This window comes from Pseudogemmobacter bohemicus (assembly GCF_003290025.1).
Classification (GTDB): domain Bacteria; phylum Pseudomonadota; class Alphaproteobacteria; order Rhodobacterales; family Rhodobacteraceae; genus Pseudogemmobacter; species Pseudogemmobacter bohemicus.
On sequence record NZ_QNHG01000003.1, the window covers coordinates 130,497 to 147,353 of the forward strand.

Genomic DNA, 16,857 nt, shown 5'->3' on the forward strand with positions numbered 1-16,857 from the left:
GAATGCCGAGAACCAGAACAAGCCGGGCGCAGATGCGTCTGACCAGAACCGCACGCTGGATGACGCCGGCGAATGGCTGGTGATGATGGGCGTCTGCACCCATCTCGGCTGCGTGCCGCTGGGCAATGGCGCCGGTGAATTCGGTGGCTGGTTCTGCCCGTGCCACGGTTCCCACTACGATACGGCGGGCCGTATCCGCAAAGGACCGGCACCCCGGAACCTCGAAGTGCCGGTGGCGCAGTTCACCGACGAAACCACGATCCTGCTGGGCTGAGGAACGCAACATGGCCGGTATTCCGCACGACCATTACGAACCGAAGACCGCCCCCGAAAAGTGGCTGCACAAGCGGCTGCCGATCGTCGGCCTGGTCTATGACACTCTGATGGTGCCTACCCCGAAAAACCTGAACTGGATGTGGATCTGGGGCATCGTCCTCGCATTCTGCCTCGGTCTTCAGATCGTGACCGGCATCATCCTCGCGATGCATTACACGCCGCATGTCTCCCTGGCGTTTGCCAGCATCGAGCATATCATGCGCAACGTGAATGGCGGGCATATGATCCGCTATCTGCACGCAAACGGCGCGTCTTTGTTCTTCTTCGCCGTCTATCTGCATATCTTCCGCGGCCTCTATTACGGCAGCTACAAGGCCCCCCGTGAGATCACCTGGATCATTGGCATGCTGATTTATCTGCTGATGATGGGCACGGCGTTCATGGGCTATGTTCTGCCCTGGGGTCAGATGTCCTTCTGGGGCGCGACCGTGATCACCGGCCTTTTCGGTGCGATCCCGGGCATTGGCGAGCCGATCCAGACGCTGCTTCTCGGCGGCCCGGCGGTCGACAACCCGACGCTGAACCGCTTCTTCTCGCTGCATTATCTGCTGCCTTTCGTGATCGCGGGCCTTGTGATCCTTCACATCTGGGCCTTCCACCACACCGGCAACAACAACCCTACGGGTGTTGAGGTTCGCCGCGACAGCAAGGCCAATGCCGAGAAAGACACGGTCCCCTTCTGGCCCTATTACGTCATCAAGGACCTCTTCGCGCTTGCCGTGATCCTCGTGGTGTTCTTCGCGATTGTCGGCTTCATGCCGAACTATCTCGGCCACCCCGACAACTATATCGAGGCGAACCCGCTTTCGACGCCCGCGAATATCGTGCCGGAATGGTACTTCCTGCCCTTCTACGCCATCTTGCGCGCCTTCACGGCTGACGTCTGGGTTGTGATCTTCGCCGAATGGATCAGCTTCGGTATCATCGACGCCAAATTCTTCGGTGTGCTGGCTATGTTCGGTGCCATTGCGATCATGGCGATCGTGCCATGGCTGGACACGTCCTCTGTACGGTCGGGTAAGTATCGTCCGATGTTCAAATGGTGGTTCGCGCTCCTTTGCATCGACTTCGTCGTGCTCATGTGGGCGGGGGCCCGTCCGGCGGAAGAGCCTTATGCTACGATCTCGCTGATCGCTTCTGCCTACTGGTTCGCCTATTTCCTCGTGATCCTGCCGCTGCTTGGTGTGATCGAAAAGCCGCTGCCGCAGCCGGCGACGATCGAGGAAGACTTCAAGGCCCACTACCCCAACGCGGCTGAGTGAAACAAAGGATCTGACGCAAAATGTTCCGCAAGATCATTCTCTCTGCCGTAACCACGGTCGCTCTGGCCGGTGGTGCCATGGCCGCCGGGCCGCTCGCAGATATCGAAGATATCGATTTTTCCTTCGAGGGCCCGTTCGGCACCTATGACCAGTTTCAGCTTCAGCGGGGGCTGCAGGTTTATGCCGAGGTTTGCTCGGCCTGCCACGGCATGACTTATGTTCCCATCCGCACGCTGGCGGATGAGGGTGGCCCAAATCTTCCGCCCGATCAGGTCCGCGCCTTTGCTGCGGGTCTCGATGAGGTCGAAATGCCTGATGGAACGACCCGTCCGCGCGAGTGGACGGACACGTTTCCGCGACGCTTTGGCCTTGGGACCGGTCCGGACCTCTCGCTGATGGCGAAGGCGCGTACGGGATTCGGCGGGCCGGAAGGCACCGGCATCAACCAGTTGTTCAAGGGTATCGGCGGGCCGGAATATATCCATGCGATTCTCACTGGCTATACTGGTGAGACCAAGGAAGAAGCCGGCACAACTTTTTATGAGAACCACGCCTTCCCGGGCGGCTGGATCGCCATGGCCCCGCCGCTCTCGGATGACCAGGTGACGTTTGCAGATGGCAGCGCGAGCACGCTGGACGCGATGTCCACCGATGTCTCGGCCTATCTGATGTGGACGGCCGAGCCGAAGATGATGGACCGCAAAAAGGCGGGCTTCATCGCGGTGACCTTCCTGATCCTCTTGTCGGCGCTGCTCTACCTGACCAACAAGAAGATCTGGGCCCGCGTCAAGGGCAAGGAGTTCACTGCCTGAGGGCAGAGGCTCCACCGAAAAGAACCGGATCAAAGCCCCACCCCTCTGGTGGGGCTTTTCCTTTTAATTCTTTGGCCCGAGATAGGCTGCCAGCGCGGGCGGCGGATCGGCCAGCAACTTCCCTGTGGTCACCGGCGCTGCCGCCACCCCCTCTGCCACCAAGACCGTCAGCCCGGCAAATTCCTCGGCATCCTGCGGGTCATGGGTCACCATCAGCACTGTCGCCCCGGTCTCTCCCGCGACCTCGGCCAGCAAAGCCAGCATCTCCCCCTTCAGCGCCGGCCCAAGCGCGGCAAAGGGCTCATCCAGCAAGAGCAAAGGCCGCGCGCGCAGCAAGACCCGCGCCAGCGCCGCCCGACTCGCCTGACCACCCGAGAGCTGCGCGGGCTTTCGCGCCCCAAAGCCCTCCAGCCCGACCCGTTCCAGCGCCGCCGCCACCCGCGCCTGATCCGCCGCCGACAGGCGCAGATCGGGCCGGATCCCAAGGCCCAGATTCTGCGCCACGGTCAGATGCGGAAACAGGTTCTGGTCCTGAAACAGGATCGACAAAGGCCGCTCTCCCGGTACCATCCCGGTCAGCTCCTGCCCCTCCAGCCAGACCCTGCCCGAGGCCGGCGCATAGAACCCGGCAATCGCCGCCAATAGCGAGCTTTTCCCTGCCCCCGAAGGCCCGATCACCGCAATCCGCGCCCCGGGTTCCGCCTGCCAGTCGGCGCTCAGGCGAAAGCCCTCCTGCTCCAGCACCAGATTATCGAGCCTGAACATGGCGCCCCCCCGCATCGAATATCCAGAACAGGCCAAAACTGAGCCCGATCAGCACCAGCGCCGCTGCTGCAGCCGCTTCAGTCCGATAGGCGCCCATCAACTGTTGCACCAACAGCGGCAACGTCGCCTCCTGCCCGCTGGCAAATAGCGCGATCACGCCCAGATCCCCCATCGACAGCGCCGCCGCCACTCCGGCGGCAAAGCCCAGGGGCCGTGCCAGCCGGGGCAGCGTCAAGAATCGCAGCCGCGCCAGCCCGCGCAGATCCAGCGATGCCGCCAGCCGCCCGTAATCCGCCTCCAGCGCGCGGGCATCCTGGATCAGCAGGCGGTAAACGAAGGGCAGCGCCATCACCGCATTGACCAAAACCGTCACTGGCAGTGCCAGCTGTGCGGGCGCCACAAAAGGCCGCGCGATCAGGAAGAGCCCTGTTCCCAGCACCAGCCCCGAGACCGCCAGCGGCAAGACCGCCGCCAGCTCCATCCCGCGCGCATCCCGCCGCGCCACCGCCAGCGCAAGGATCAGCCCCGCGCTCACCGTCACCAGCGTTGAGATCAGCGCGACCAGAACCGAGCGCAGCGAGGCCCCCCAGACCGAGGGCGGCAGCTCTGCCAGCCCCGGCAGGCCGCGCAGCATCAGCGCAGCCAGCGGCAGCATCAGAAACAGGGTGGTCAGCAAAAGCCAGCCGACATCTGCCCCGCGCCGCCAGCCATCCGGGGCCGGCAGGGAAAACGGCCGGTCGAGCCCGCCGCCAAAACCCGGCGGCGCGGCAAGACGCCAGGCCAGCAGCGCCGCGATCGCCCCGATGCCGGTCTGGACCAGCGACAGGCCCGCGGCATGGCCCAGATCGAAGTCAAAACGGATCGCCTGGTAGATCGCCAGTTCCAGCGTGGTCGCGCGCGGTCCGCCGCCCAAAGTCAGCGCCACCGCGAAAGAGGTCAGGCAGATCGCGAAAATGGTCGCAAGCGCGCCGGGCAGCACGCCCGCCAGCATCGGGCGCTCGATATGGCGGGCGATGTCGCCGGGGGAAAAGCCCAGCGAAGCGGCAAGGCGAAACCGCTCGGACGGCACCGAAAGCCATGCCTGGAGGATCATCCGCACCGCCAGCGGCAGGTTCAGAAACACATGCGCAATGACGACGCCATGCAGCCCGTAAATGCTGAGCCCCGGCAGGCCAGCCACCGCCAGGGCAGCGCTGATCCAGCCCGATCTGCCGAAAACCGTGATCAGCCCGATCACCGCCACGATCACCGGCAGAAGAAACGGCGCGCCCATCAGCGTGATCAGGAGGCTGCGGCCCGGAAAGCGCCGCCTTGCCAGCGCTTTCGCGACCGGCACTGCCAGCGCCACCGATACCAGAGCCGACAAACCGGCCTGCAGTACCGTAAAGCGCAGCGCGGCGAGGTCCGGCCCGTTCAGACTCAGCCCGCCCGCCCGGATGGTCACCGCGACCAGCGGCGCAGCGACCAGAGCCAGCGCGGCAAGGCTTACTGACCGAGCGAGGATTGCCATTCCGCCAGCGCGGGCCCCCGCGCCTCCAGCGCCTCTTCGGCGGACAGAAGCAGGGATTTCGCCGGACGATGGGTTTCGAACCCTTCGGGCAAGGCAATTTCCGAGGCCGGATACATCCAGTTGGTTTCCGGGATCACAGACTGGAAAGAGGGCGATTGGGTAAAGGCAAGGAAATCCTTCGCGAGATTGAGCTGCTTTGACGAAGCCAGAACGCCGCCGACTTCGATCTGGAGGTAATGGCCCTCGGCGAATTCGGCCCAGTCCTTGCTGTCGTCTTTTTCGGCGATGCGGTGATAGGCTGGCGAGGTGCTGTAAGAGAGCACCATATCCGCCTCGCCTTCAAGGAAGAGGCCGTAAGCCTCGGACCAGCCCGGGGTGACGGTCAGGATATTGTCGGCAAGGCCCGCCCAGATTTCCGGTGCACGGTCACCATAGGCCGCTTTGACCCACATCAGGAGACCAAGGCCGGGTGTTGAAGAGCGCGGGTCCTGGATCACGATCTTCAGCTGGGAATCGCCAAGGGCGCGGAAGTCTTCGGGCGGCATGGCGGTACGGCTCTTGTCATAGACAAAGGCAAACCAGCTCCAGTCATAGGGGAGGAAGAGGCTGTCTTCATAAGGGACCGGCAGCGCGATATTTTCCCAGATGCCGTGTTCGGCGAAAAGCCCGCTGGCACGGGCCTGGGCGGTCAGATTGGTGTCGAGGCCGAGGACGACATCAGCCTCGGTCGCAGCCCCTTCCAGCTGGAGGCGGGCCAGCAGCGCCGCGCCGTCACCGCCGGTGATGAAACGCAGATCGCAGCCGCAGACCTCTTCAAACGCCTTTTCCACCGCCGGGCCCGGGCCCCATTCGGTGGTGAAACTGTCATAGGTCATGACGGTGAGCACAGGCGTCTCGGCCGCTGCCGCCAGCGGCAGGGAAGCGAGACATGCCGCAAGGAAGGGGCGCATCTGGCGCATGGTTGTCCTCCTGTTGCGACGGGGGTGATGCGCAAGGGGGGATCCGATGCACCTTCCCTCCGCCGGTATAAGCCGGTTCAGGTTCAACGGGTCCGCGTGACGCATCTCAGCCCGAAAGGGCACCCCGAGGTAGGACTGAGCATAGGGGATCGGCGGCGGCTTGCAAGGGGAGGCGGGGGAGGGGGCGCTGCCCCCGAGGCTCTGGCGAGCCTCTCCCCAAGGATATTTTTGGACAGATGAAAGGGGCGCGGTCTGCGCCCCTTTCCTATGGTCAGCGACGGGCAGGGTCGGGCTGGGCCGGATGCTCGTCCCCCGGCTCGCCCGGTATGGTGGCATGGGCTGGCTGGCCGCGGGTCTTCCACAAGGACACGATCACGCCGGTGGCGAGGATCACAAAGGTGACGCCCAGCGAGACCGAGGCCGGGAATTTCTCAAGATCCAGCAGGCTGGCGATGAAGACTTTCGATCCGATGAAGATCAGGAGAATCGCCAGCGCATATTTCAGATAGGCGAATCGGTGCAGGATCGCGGCCAGCGCGAAATAAAGGGCACGCAGCCCGAGGATCGCGAAGATGTTCGAGGTGAAGACGATATAGGGGTCCGAGGTGATGGCGAACACCGCCGGCACCGAGTCGACCGCGAAGATCACATCGGCGATTTCCACCATGATCAGCGCCAGCAGCAACGGTGTGGCGAAGAGCTTCAGTTTGCCGGTTTTCGGGTCTTGCTTGCGCACGGTGAAGGCATGGCCATGCAGCTCATCGGTTACATTCAGCCGGCGGCGCAGGAATTTCAGCAGCGGATTATTGGCGATATCCGGGTCGTGATCGTCTTTCGCGACCAGCATCTTGATGCCGGTGAAGATCAGGAACGCTGCGAAGATATAGAGAACCCAATGGTAGTTCTGCACCAGTGCCGCGCCGAAGCCGATCATCAGCCCGCGCAGAATGATCACGCCGAGAATGCCCCAGAACAGTGCCCGGTGCTGGTATTTCCTGGGGATCGCGAAAAAGCCGAAGATCATCGCGATGACGAAGACATTGTCCATCGCCAGCGATTTCTCGACCACAAAGGCGGTGAGGTAGAGGCCTGCCGCCTCGGCTCCGATCTGCCACCAGATGAAACCACCGAACAGCACCCCCAGCGTGACATAGAAGGCCGAGAGTTTCAGGCTTTTGGCGACGCCGATTTCTTCGTCGCCTTTGTTCAGGATGCCGAGATCCAGAACCAGCAGCACGAACACGATTGAGAGGAAGGTGAGCCAGAGCCACAAAGGCTTGCCCAGAAACAAAGTCAGCAGGATTTCCATCCGCCTGTAGCCCTTTATACATGGCGCCGGAGGGAGTGACCGTCTGCTGAACCCTGGGAACGGGTCGGGAAAAGCCGGGCAATCCATCGGGCGCGTTTTCCCGATGCGGTCCGACATCACGCCCGGCGGTTTTCCCATGAAAACCCGCCCGGAGCGCCAGAGGGGCCCGGCCCGCCCAGGTGAAATGGGGGGTGGGGCCACGGTTTCAACCCCGCGCTTCACTTTTTTGTGGAATAAGGTTGAAACCCCGGGCTGCCGGGGGCTATGCCGACCAGGACCAGCCCAACCTGTCTGCCCGGAGTTCTGCCATGAGCCTCAACACGTTCGGCCATCTCTTCCGCGTCACCACCTGGGGCGAAAGCCATGGGCCGGCGCTTGGCTGCACCGTCGATGGCTGCCCTCCGGGTGTGCGGCTCACCGAGGGCGATATCCAGCCCTGGCTGGATTTGCGCAAACCCGGCACCTCGAAATTCACCACGCAGCGGCGTGAGGATGACGTGGTAAAGATCCTCTCGGGCGTATTCGAGGGGGTGACGACCGGCACGCCCATCCAGCTGATGATCGAAAATACCGACCAGCGCAGCAAGGATTACGGCGAGATCGCCCATGCGTTCCGCCCCGGTCATGCCGATATCGCCTATCATCTGAAATATGGCTTGCGCGATTATCGCGGCGGCGGCCGGTCTTCGGCGCGTGAGACGGCGGCCAGGGTCGCGGCGGGTGGCGTTGCACGGGCGGTGCTGGATATGCTGGCGCCCGAGGTGAAGATCACCGGCTATATGGTGCAGATGGGCGAGAAAAAGATCGACCGGCTGCGGTTTGATGCCAGCCAGATCAGTGAGAACCCGTTTTTCTGCCCCGATATTGTCGCGGCGCAGGACTGGGCGGTCTATCTCGACGATCTGCGCCGTTCGCATAATTCCGTCGGCGCGGTGATCGAGGTGGTGGCCGAAGGTGTGCCACCCGGCCTTGGCGCGCCGCTTTACGGCAAGCTCGACAGCGATCTGGCCAGCGCGATGATGTCGATCAATGCGGTCAAGGGCGTCGAGATCGGTGAGGGCATGGCCTCGGCGGCGCTGACCGGTGTTGAGAATGCCGATGAGATGCGGATGGGCAAGGACGGGGTCGAGTTCCTCTCGAACCATGCCGGCGGCATCCTTGGCGGCATTTCCACCGGACAGCCGGTGGTGTGCCGTTTCGCGGTCAAGCCGACCTCGTCGATCCTGACGCCGCGCCGCACGGTGAACGAATTCGGCCAGGAGATCGACCTCGTGACCAAGGGCCGCCACGACCCTTGTGTCGGTATCCGCGCGGTGCCGGTGGGTGAGGCGATGATGGCCTGTGTGATCCTTGACCACCTGCTGCTGGATCGCGGCCAGACCGGTGGTCGCCGTGGCCGCATCGGCTGAGCGCTTGCGCCCGCATAGCGGAAAGCCGACAGTCAGACCATGATGTTTGAGATTTTGCTGCCCGATGAGGAAGACGCGCGCCGGTTCGGGGCGCGGTTCGGGCTGTGCCTGCGGCCGGGCATGACCGTGCTGCTGGAGGGGCCGGTGGGGGCGGGGAAATCGCATCTCGCCCGCGCGGCGATCCGGGCGATGGCGGGGGCGGAAATCGACGTGCCCTCGCCGACCTTCACGCTTGTTCAGACCTATGAGACCCGGGCGGGTGAGATCTGGCACAGCGATCTCTACCGCCTTTCGGATATTGGCGAGGTCGAGGAGCTGGGCCTGGCCGGGGCGATAGGCCAGGACATCCTGCTGATCGAATGGCCCGACCGGCTGGGTGTCTACACCCCCTCCGACGCGATCCGCGTTACGCTGTCTTATGAGGGCGAGGGGCGGCGGCTGGTGGTCAGCGGGCCGGAGGATTTCCTCGCCTGTCTTGGGGGTCCCGCATGAGAGAAGCGCAGAAACTGGCGTTCCTTGCCGGTGCCGGATGGGGCGATGCGCAGCGGTTTCACCTCGCGGGCGATGCCTCGGCGCGGTCGTATGAACGGCTGGTCCGCCCCGGTGGCGACACAGATCTGCATCTGGCGGTGCTGATGGATGCGCCGCCCGGCTGCGGCGATGATGTGGGGGCGTTTCATCGGATCGGCACCCATCTGGCGGGGCTTGGCCTCTCGCCGCCGAAGACCTGGGCGATGGATGAGGCGCTTGGCCTCATGCTGATCGAGGATCTGGGCGAGGCGGTCTATGCGCGGCTGCTGGAGAATGCTCCGGCGCTGGAGGCCGGGCTTTATGCTGATGCGGTCGATGTGCTGGTCCGGTTGCAGGCCGCCCCGCCGCCCGCCGGTCTGCCGGATCTGAGCGCGGCCGAATGGGCCGCCTCGGCCGCGCTGGCGCCGGAATTCTATGCGCTGGCGGCGACCGGCAGCATGCCGGATGCGGGGCCATTTCTCGCCGCACTGGAACAGGCGATCCGCGCCTGTGCCGATGGGCCGCGCGTGCTGATCCTGCGCGATTATCATGCGGAGAACCTGCTCTGGCTGCCTGCGCGCATGGGTGTGGCGCGGGTCGGTCTGCTGGATTTCCAGCTTGGCCAGATGGGGCAGCCGGAATATGATCTCGTCTCGCTCCTGCAGGATGCGCGCCGCGATGTCTCGCCGGAAACCGAGGCTGCGATGATCGCGCATTTCAGCCGCGAGACCGGCAGGGGCGACATCACCGCCGCCTGTGCCACGCTTGGCGCGCTCAGGGCGCTGAGGATCATCGGGATTTTTGCGCGGCTGACCATGACCCAGGGCAAGGACCGCTACCTCGCCTTTCTGCCACGCGTCTGGGGCCAGCTGCGGCGCAACCTCGCGCATCCGGCGCTGGCCGGGCTGCGGGCTGAAGTGGAAGCGATCCTGCCCGAACCCACCCAAGCCATCATCGAGAGGATCAGGGCATGGCCGACCGTTTCCCATTGATGGTTTTCGCGGCCGGCCTTGGCACCAGGATGCGGCATCTGACCCAGGTGCGGCCCAAGCCGCTGATCCCGGTCGCGGGCGTGCCGATGCTGGATCGGGCGCTGGCCTTTGGCCGGGCGGCGCGTTGCCGTCCGGTGGTGGTGAACACGCATTACCTTTCCGAACAGATGGTGACCCATCTGATGGGCCGCCGGGTAAAGATCAGCCATGAGAAAGAACTGCTAGAGACCGGTGGCGGGCTGAAACAGGCGCTGCCCATGCTGGGCCATGGCGCTGTGATGACGCTGAACCCGGATGTGATCTGGACGGGGGGCAATCCGCTGAAGGCGCTCTCTCGCGCCTGGGATCCGCTGAAAATGGGGGCGCTTTTGTTGCTGGCGCCGCGAAGCGGGCTGCCGGGGCGCAAGGGGGGATCTGATTTCACCCTTGGCCCCGATGGCCGCATCCAGCGGATGCCGAAGGACAGCGAGACCGGAGAGGATATGATGCCCGGCGGCATGGTCTATCTCGGCGCGCAGATCCTGCGCACCGACTGGCTGTTTCGCACGCCCGAACGGGTGTTTTCCCTCAACCTCGCCTGGGATGACATGATCAGGAATGACCGCGCCTATGGCCTGATCTGGGGCGGCGGCTGGTGCGATGTCGGCAGCCCCGAGGGGTTGGCCGAGGCCGAGGCCCTGCTGGCAAAATGATGTTCCCTGAACCCGGCCCCCATTCTTCTGGCCCCCGTCTTTTCGGCCTGCCCCCCGGCGTGGATTTTCCTGCCCGGCTGGCGGCCGGCTTGCAGGCGCGGCTGATGGGTCAGCCGCCAGAGGCGATGGCGCGGGTGACGGTCTATCTCAACAGCCAGCGGATGCGCCGGCGGCTGCGTGAGGCGCTGCTGGCCAGGGGTGCGGGCTTTCTGCCCCGGCTGAAGCTGGTATCCGAGCCGGGGAATGACCCTTTGCTCACGGGCCAGGTCCAGGGCGCCTCGCCTTTGGGGCGGCGGCTTGAGCTTGCGGTCCTGATCGACCGGCTGCTGGCGGCCGAGCCCGATCTGGCGCCGCGCCATGCGCTTTATGATCTGGCCGACAGCCTTGCCGGGCTGATGGATGAGATGCGCGCCGAAGAGGTGGACCCCGCCGCGCTCGACACGCTCGATATCGAGGGCCATGCGGCACATTGGTCGCGCACCCGCCGGTTTGTATCCCTGATCGCGCAGTTCTTCACCGAAAGCGCACCGCCCGACAGCGAGGCGCGGCTGCGCATGGCGCTGATGGCGCAGATCGCCGCCTGGGAGGCCGCGCCAACCCCCGATCCGGTGATCATTGCGGGCTCGACCGGCTCGCGCGGCACATCGGCTTTGCTGATGCAGGCGGTGGCGCGGCTGCCGCAGGGCGCGATCCTGGTGCCGGGTTTCGATTTCGACCAGCCCGATGCGGTCTGGGCCAGCCTTGATGACGGCACGGGCCAGGAGGATCATCCGCAATACCGCTATCACCGGCTGATGCGGATGCTGGGGCTGTCGCGCCGGGATATCCGCGAATGGGATGATCAGGGCGCCGCCGATCCGGCCCGCAACCGTCTGATTTCGCTGGCGTTGCGGCCCGCGCCGGTCACCGATCAATGGATCGCGCAGGGGCCGGAACTGGGCGATTTGCGCGCGGCCACCGCCCGTATGACCCTGATCGAGGCCGCAAGCCCCCGCGACGAGGCCCAGGCGATTGCCCTTTGCCTGCGCGAGGCGGTGGCTTTGGGCAAGCGTGCAGCGCTTTTGACGCCGGATCGCGACCTGACGCGGCAGGTGACGGCGGCTCTGGACCGCTGGCGGCTGAAGCCCGACGATTCCGCCGGTGAGCCGCTGATCCACAGCCCGGCGGGGCGGATGCTGCGGCTGATCGCGCGGGCGATGGGCAAGCGGCTGATGGCGGATGAGGTTCTGACCATCCTCAAACACCCGCTTTGTTTCTCGACCGACCAGCGCGGCCCGCATCTGCGGCTGACGCATGAACTGGAGCTGAAACTGCGCCGCTCGGGCCCGGCCTATCCCGACCTTGCCTCGCTGCAGGCCTGGGCGGCAGAGCAGCGCGATGAATTTGCCGCGCCCTGGGCCGAATGGCTGGGCGGGCTGCTGGCGGCGCTTGAGGCCTGCACCCCGGGCCCGCTGCCTGGCCTGATTGCCCGCCACCGCAGCCTTGCTGAGGCTTTTGCGCAGGGGACAGGCGAGGGGACGGGACGGCTCTGGCAGGATGCTGCGGGCGAGGCGGCGTTCAAAGTGATCGAAGATCTGGCGTCGGAGGCGCCGGAGGCGCTGCATCTGGGCACGGGCGACTATGCGGCTCTGGCAGATGGGGTGATCAATCGCGGCCAGGTGCGCAGCCTGATCCCGGCAGATGAACGGATCGTGATCCTCGGCGCCCAGGAGGCGCGGGTGCAGGGGGCTGACCTCGTGGTGCTGGCCGGGTTGACCGAAGGCGTCTGGCCCGCCCAGCCCGACCCCGACCCCTGGCTGAACCGCAGGATGCGGATGGATCTGGGCCTCTTGCTGCCCGAGCGCCGCATCGGCCTTTCTGCGCATGATTTCCAGATGGCGGTTGCCGCGCCCGAGGTGGTGTTAAGCCATGCGCACAGGAATGCCGAGGCCGAGACGGTGCCGTCGCGGTGGCTGAACCGGCTGATGAACCTGCTGGACGGTCTGCCGGATCAGGGCGGGCGCGATGCGCTGTCGGCGATGAAGGCGCGGGGGGGCAGGCTGATCTCGGACGCCGGCCTTGTGGGTGCGCCGATCATCTCGGACCGCGCCCCTCGGCCCTCACCGCGCCCGAGGGTGGCGGATCGACCTAAAACCCTCTCGCTGACCGAGATCGAAAAGCTGATCCGCGACCCCTATGCGATCTATGCCCGCCATTTGCTGCGGCTGCGCCCGCTGATGCCGCTGCGCCCGATGGCGGATGCGCGGCTCAGGGGTGAGATCCTGCACAAGGTGCCCGAGGCGCTGCTGCGCGAGGGGGTGCCGCCCTTGGTCACCGACGCCGCAGCGGCTCTGATGCGGATCACCGACCGGGTGCTGGAGGAGGATGTCGCCTGGCCTGCGATGCGGGCGATCTGGCGGGCGCGGATGGCGGAACTGGCGGTCCCCTTCGTGCAGGGGCTGCTGGCCGAAGGCGGCCAGACCGTCTCGCTGGAACAGAAATACGCGGTGGTGCTGAAAGACCCCGGTTTCACCCTGGTGGGCAAGCCCGACCGGATCGACGTCACCGAGAGCGGCCGGATCCGGATTGTGGATTATAAGACCGGCGCGCCTCCGTCCGAGAAACAGCAGGCGGCTTTCGCGAAACAGCTGCATCTGGCGGCGGTGATGGCAAGCCTTGGCGGCTTTCCCGAGGCCGGTTTCCCTGACGAGGTCGAGATTGCCTATATCCGCCTCGCGGCCGATCTGAAGACGATCTCGGCACTTCTCGGCCCCGATGACCTGCACCGGCTGCTGGAGGAATTCCGCCGCCTGATCCGCGCCTGGGAAGACCCCGCCCGCGGCTATACCGCCCGCCAGGCCATGCTGGGCGCGCGCGAGCGCAGCGATTACGACGACCTCGCGCGGTTTGGCGAATGGGATATTACCGAGGCGGCGAAACCCGAGGATATGCCTTCCGGAGAGGGGCCATGACACAGCATCCCGCATCGCTGGCCCAGATCGCGGCGGCGGATCCGTCGGTCAATGTCTGGCTGGTCGCCAATGCCGGCTCGGGCAAGACCAAGGTGCTGACCGACCGGGTGGCCAGGCTTTTGCTGCGCGGCACCGATCCGCAGAATATCCTTTGCCTGACCTATACCAAGGCGGCGGCGGCCGAGATGCAGAACCGCCTGTTCCGCCGGCTGGGCGAATGGGCGATGGCGCCGGATGAGGGCTTGCGAAAGAACCTTGGCGATCTGGGCGAGGGGGGTGATCTGTCCGAACCGGCGCTGAAACGCGCCCGCCAGCTTTTTGCCCGCGCGATCGAGACGCCGGGCGGCATCCGCATCCAGACGATCCACTCTTTCTGTGCCGGTCTCTTGCGGCGGTTCCCGCTGGAGGCGGGCGTCAGCCCGTCCTTCTCGGAACTGGATGACCGTTCGGCGGAACTGCTCAGGAACCAGATCCTTGAGGAAATGGCCGAAGGCGAGACGCGCGGCCTTTTCGAGGCGATCCTGCCGGAGGTCGGCGAACAGATCGACCCGTTTCTGGCAAAGCTCACCGGGATGCGCGCCGAGCTGAGCCATGTGCCGGCGGAGGCCGCGCTGCGCGCGGCTTTCGGGCTGCCGCCCGGGCTGGACGAGGCGGCGCTGGAGGCCGAGATCTTCGGGCCGGGCGATCAGGCGATGCTGGCCGTGGTGGCGCCGGTTCTGATGGCATCGTCAAAGGTGACCGATCAGAAGGCGGGGGCGGCGCTGGCGGCTTTGCCGCCGCTGGGGATCGGCGTGTTGCCGGTGCTGGAGGGGCTGTTTCTGTTCGGGGCCACGGCGAAACTGCCCTTTGGCGCCAAACTCGACACGTTCCCGACCAAAGACTGCCGCCTCGCGCTTGGGGATCATCTTGACGGGCTGCAATCGCTGATGAAACGGGTCGAGGGCGGGCGCGCTTTGCGGCTTGGCCTCAGCGCGTTGCGCAAATCGCTGGCGCTGCACCGGTTCGCCGCAGAATTCCTTGGCCGTTATGAGGGCGCCAAATCCGCGCATGGCTGGCTGGATTTCGACGATTTCATCACCCGCGCGACGGCGCTGCTGACCGATCCGAGTGTCGCGCCCTGGGTGCTTTACCGGCTCGACGGTTCCATCGACCATGTACTGGTCGATGAGGCCCAGGATACCAGCCCCGCGCAATGGAAGATCATCGCGGCGCTGACCGAGGAATTCATGGCGGGTGAGGGCGCGCGCGACACCGAGCGCTCGCTTTTCGTGGTCGGTGACAAGAAACAGTCGATCTATTCCTTCCAGGGCGCCGATGTGGCCGGGTTTGACGCGGTGAAGACCCGTTTCGCCGATGGTTTCGCGGCGGCGGGGGTGCCGGTCACCGAACAGGCGCTGGAATATTCCTTCCGCTCGTCCCGGGCGCTGCTGGAACTGGTGGATCAGAGCTTCCCGGGCGAGGCCGAGGCAGCGCTTGGCGGCGCCTTCCGCCACCGGCCGTTCCATGAGGCGCTGCCCGGGCGGGCCGAGATCTGGCCCATCGTTCCGAAGCCCGAAGACCCCGAGCCCGGCGACTGGTTCGAGCCGGTCGATCAGATCGGCGAAGAAGACGCAACCGAGGTGCTGGCCCGCCAGATCGCGGCGGAAATCGGCGCGATGATCGCGGCGGGGCGGCAGATCCCGGATCACAGGGCGCCAGGCGGCTTTCGTCCGGTTCACGCCGGCGATTTCCTGATCCTCGTGCAGCGGCGCGGGCCGATCTTCAACGCGGTGATCCGGGCCTGCAAGATGGCCGGCCTGCCGATTGCCGGGCCGGACCGGCTGACCCTGACCGGGGAACTGGCGGTGCGTGACCTGTTGGCGCTGCTGTCGTTCCTCAACACGCCCGAGGATGATCTGGCGCTGGCCCAGGTGCTGCGCTCACCGCTGTTCGGCTGGTCCGAGGCGCGCCTTTACGCTTTGGCGCATGGGCGGGGCGGAAAATATCTGTGGGAGCGTCTGCGGCACGCGGCCGAGCCGGAGACGCTTGCTGTCCTGGATGATCTGAGGAAACTCGCCGAATATATGCGGCCCTATGACCTCATCGACCGTATCCTGACCCGCCATCAGGGCCGCGCGAAACTCCTTGGCCGGATGGGCGACGAGGCGGCGGATGCGATTGACGAGCTGAGCCAGCAGGCGCTGGCCTATGAGCGCGGCGAAGTGCCCAGCCTGACCGGGTTCCTGGTGTGGATGGAGGCCGGCGAGGTCGAGGTCAAACGCCAGGCCGAGAGCGAGGGGCGGCTGATCCGGGTGATGACGGTGCATGGCTCGAAAGGGCTTGAGGCGCCGGTTGTGATCCTGCCCGATACCGGCGACCGGCGGCTTTCCGACAAGGATCCGGTCATTGCCATTGGCGAGGGCATGGTCACCTGGGCCGGGCGCAAGGCGGAAGATGCGGGACGGGTGGCCGAGATCAAGACCGCCCGTGCAGCGGCGCGCGAGGCCGAGAACCTGCGGCTCCTGTATGTGGCGATGACGCGGGCGAAACACTGGCTGATCGTGACGGCGGCGGGCGAGGCTGGGCCTGGCTCCTGGTATCATGCGGCGCTTGCCGGCGCTGAGGCGATGGGGGCGACCCCCGGCGAGGACGGCCGTATCCGGCTGGGCTTTGGCGACTGGCCCGGGGACGTGCCGGCGGCTGCCGCAAGGCCAGAGGTGCCCCGCGCGCTGAGCCTGCCGTCCTTGCCGCCCGCAGTGGCGCCGCCGCGGCTCTGGTCGCCTTCGGGTCTGGGCGGTGGCGAGGCGAAGGTTGCGGGCGGCAGCTTCCATCTGGTGATGGATTTCGACGAGGATGACCCGCTGGAGCGCGGCACCAGGCTTCATCTTTTGCTGCAGCACCTGGCCGATGCTCCGCCCGGGGCCTGGCCCGATCTGGCGGCCCGTCTGGGTGCCGGCGAGGCGCTGCTGGCCGAGGCCCGCGCGATCCTGACCGCGCCGGATCTGGCCTGGATCTTCGCGCCCGGCAGTATGTCCGAGGCCGAGTTGTCGGCGCCCTGGAATAGCGGCTTCCTTGCCGGATCGGTGGACCGGCTGGTGATCACGCCGGACCGCATCACTGTGGTCGATTACAAATCCAACGCCATGGCGCCGGAAACCGAAGCGGCCATCCCCGAGCCCTATCTGCGCCAGCTGGGCGCCTATGCCCATGCCTGCGCGCTGATTTACCCCGGGCGCGAGATCGCCACCGCGATCCTCTGGACCAGGGTGCCCCGGCTGATGCCGGTGGATCCCGCCAGGGTTCAGGCCGCCTTGCAGCGGGCGCAGAGCTGATGCTCTGGCCTGCTCCTTGACGTTCCCCGGTTGCAAACC

Annotated in this window: 13 protein-coding genes and 1 riboswitch; of the genes, 9 read left to right on the plus strand and 4 right to left on the minus strand. The window is 65.7% G+C overall.

Translation table 11 applies throughout. The annotated features are described in order from the left end of the window. The 3 genes from petA to DRF71_RS15425 form a co-directional block, all read left to right on the plus strand. The coding region (gene petA / locus DRF71_RS15415; RefSeq protein WP_112311459.1) for a ubiquinol-cytochrome c reductase iron-sulfur subunit at window positions 1–274 on the plus strand (274 nt) is incomplete at its 5' end. A 10-nt stretch (window positions 275–284) separates the two neighbouring features. Next, a complete protein-coding gene (gene petB / locus DRF71_RS15420) occupies window positions 285–1,598 on the plus strand; it encodes a cytochrome b (RefSeq protein WP_112311460.1) in 1,314 nt (437 codons plus the stop codon). A 20-nt stretch (window positions 1,599–1,618) separates the two neighbouring features. Further along, a complete protein-coding gene (locus DRF71_RS15425) occupies window positions 1,619–2,410 on the plus strand; it encodes a cytochrome c1 (RefSeq protein WP_112311461.1) in 792 nt (263 codons plus the stop codon). A 63-nt stretch (window positions 2,411–2,473) separates the two neighbouring features. Here DRF71_RS15425 and DRF71_RS15430 read toward each other — a convergent pair whose 3' ends face one another. The 4 genes from DRF71_RS15430 to DRF71_RS15445 form a co-directional block, all read right to left on the minus strand. Next, on the minus strand, window positions 2,474–3,175 hold the full coding sequence (locus tag DRF71_RS15430; RefSeq protein WP_112312098.1) for a thiamine ABC transporter ATP-binding protein: 702 nt from the start codon (window positions 3,173–3,175) through the stop codon (window positions 2,474–2,476). Beyond that, window positions 3,159–4,685: a thiamine/thiamine pyrophosphate ABC transporter permease ThiP gene (locus tag DRF71_RS15435; RefSeq protein ID WP_112311462.1), complete on the minus strand. Its 1,527-nt coding sequence runs from the start codon at window positions 4,683–4,685 to the stop codon at window positions 3,159–3,161. The genes DRF71_RS15430 and DRF71_RS15435 overlap by 17 nt, the downstream gene beginning before the upstream one ends. Next, window positions 4,661–5,635 (minus strand): thiamine ABC transporter substrate binding subunit, encoded by a 975-nt coding sequence (gene thiB, locus DRF71_RS15440; RefSeq protein ID WP_112312097.1) that lies wholly within the window; start codon window positions 5,633–5,635, stop codon window positions 4,661–4,663. The genes DRF71_RS15435 and thiB overlap by 25 nt, the downstream gene beginning before the upstream one ends. 46 nt (window positions 5,636–5,681) lie before the next feature. Further along, window positions 5,682–5,781: riboswitch (TPP riboswitch) on the minus strand. A 134-nt stretch (window positions 5,782–5,915) separates the two neighbouring features. Beyond that, complete coding sequence (locus DRF71_RS15445) at window positions 5,916–6,953, minus strand: TerC family protein (RefSeq protein WP_112311463.1); 1,038 nt, start codon at window positions 6,951–6,953, stop codon at window positions 5,916–5,918. 308 nt (window positions 6,954–7,261) lie between these two features. Between DRF71_RS15445 and aroC the strand changes: the two genes are divergently transcribed. Genes aroC through addA form a run of 6 tightly spaced genes read left to right on the plus strand, consistent with a single transcriptional unit; the run spans window position 7,262 to window position 16,818 of the window. Beyond that, the gene (gene aroC, locus DRF71_RS15450) at window positions 7,262–8,362 is read left to right on the plus strand and encodes a chorismate synthase (protein ID WP_112311464.1); all 1,101 of its coding nucleotides are present in this window, start codon (window positions 7,262–7,264) and stop codon (window positions 8,360–8,362) included. A 42-nt stretch (window positions 8,363–8,404) separates the two neighbouring features. Continuing rightward, entirely contained in the window at window positions 8,405–8,854 is a 450-nt protein-coding gene (tsaE, locus tag DRF71_RS15455) for a tRNA (adenosine(37)-N6)-threonylcarbamoyltransferase complex ATPase subunit type 1 TsaE (RefSeq protein ID WP_232831543.1), read from the plus strand. Beyond that, a complete protein-coding gene (locus tag DRF71_RS15460) occupies window positions 8,851–9,864 on the plus strand; it encodes an aminoglycoside phosphotransferase family protein (RefSeq protein ID WP_112311466.1) in 1,014 nt (337 codons plus the stop codon). The genes tsaE and DRF71_RS15460 overlap by 4 nt, the downstream gene beginning before the upstream one ends. After that, window positions 9,843–10,556 (plus strand): nucleotidyltransferase family protein, encoded by a 714-nt coding sequence (locus DRF71_RS15465; protein ID WP_112311467.1) that lies wholly within the window; start codon window positions 9,843–9,845, stop codon window positions 10,554–10,556. The genes DRF71_RS15460 and DRF71_RS15465 overlap by 22 nt, the downstream gene beginning before the upstream one ends. Further along, complete coding sequence (addB, locus tag DRF71_RS15470; protein ID WP_112312099.1) at window positions 10,556–13,507, plus strand: double-strand break repair protein AddB; 2,952 nt, start codon at window positions 10,556–10,558, stop codon at window positions 13,505–13,507. Before DRF71_RS15465 ends, addB begins: the two co-directional genes overlap by 1 nt. After that, a complete protein-coding gene (addA, locus tag DRF71_RS15475; protein WP_112311468.1) occupies window positions 13,504–16,818 on the plus strand; it encodes a double-strand break repair helicase AddA in 3,315 nt (1,104 codons plus the stop codon). The genes addB and addA overlap by 4 nt, the downstream gene beginning before the upstream one ends. Window positions 16,819–16,857 lie beyond the last annotated feature (39 nt).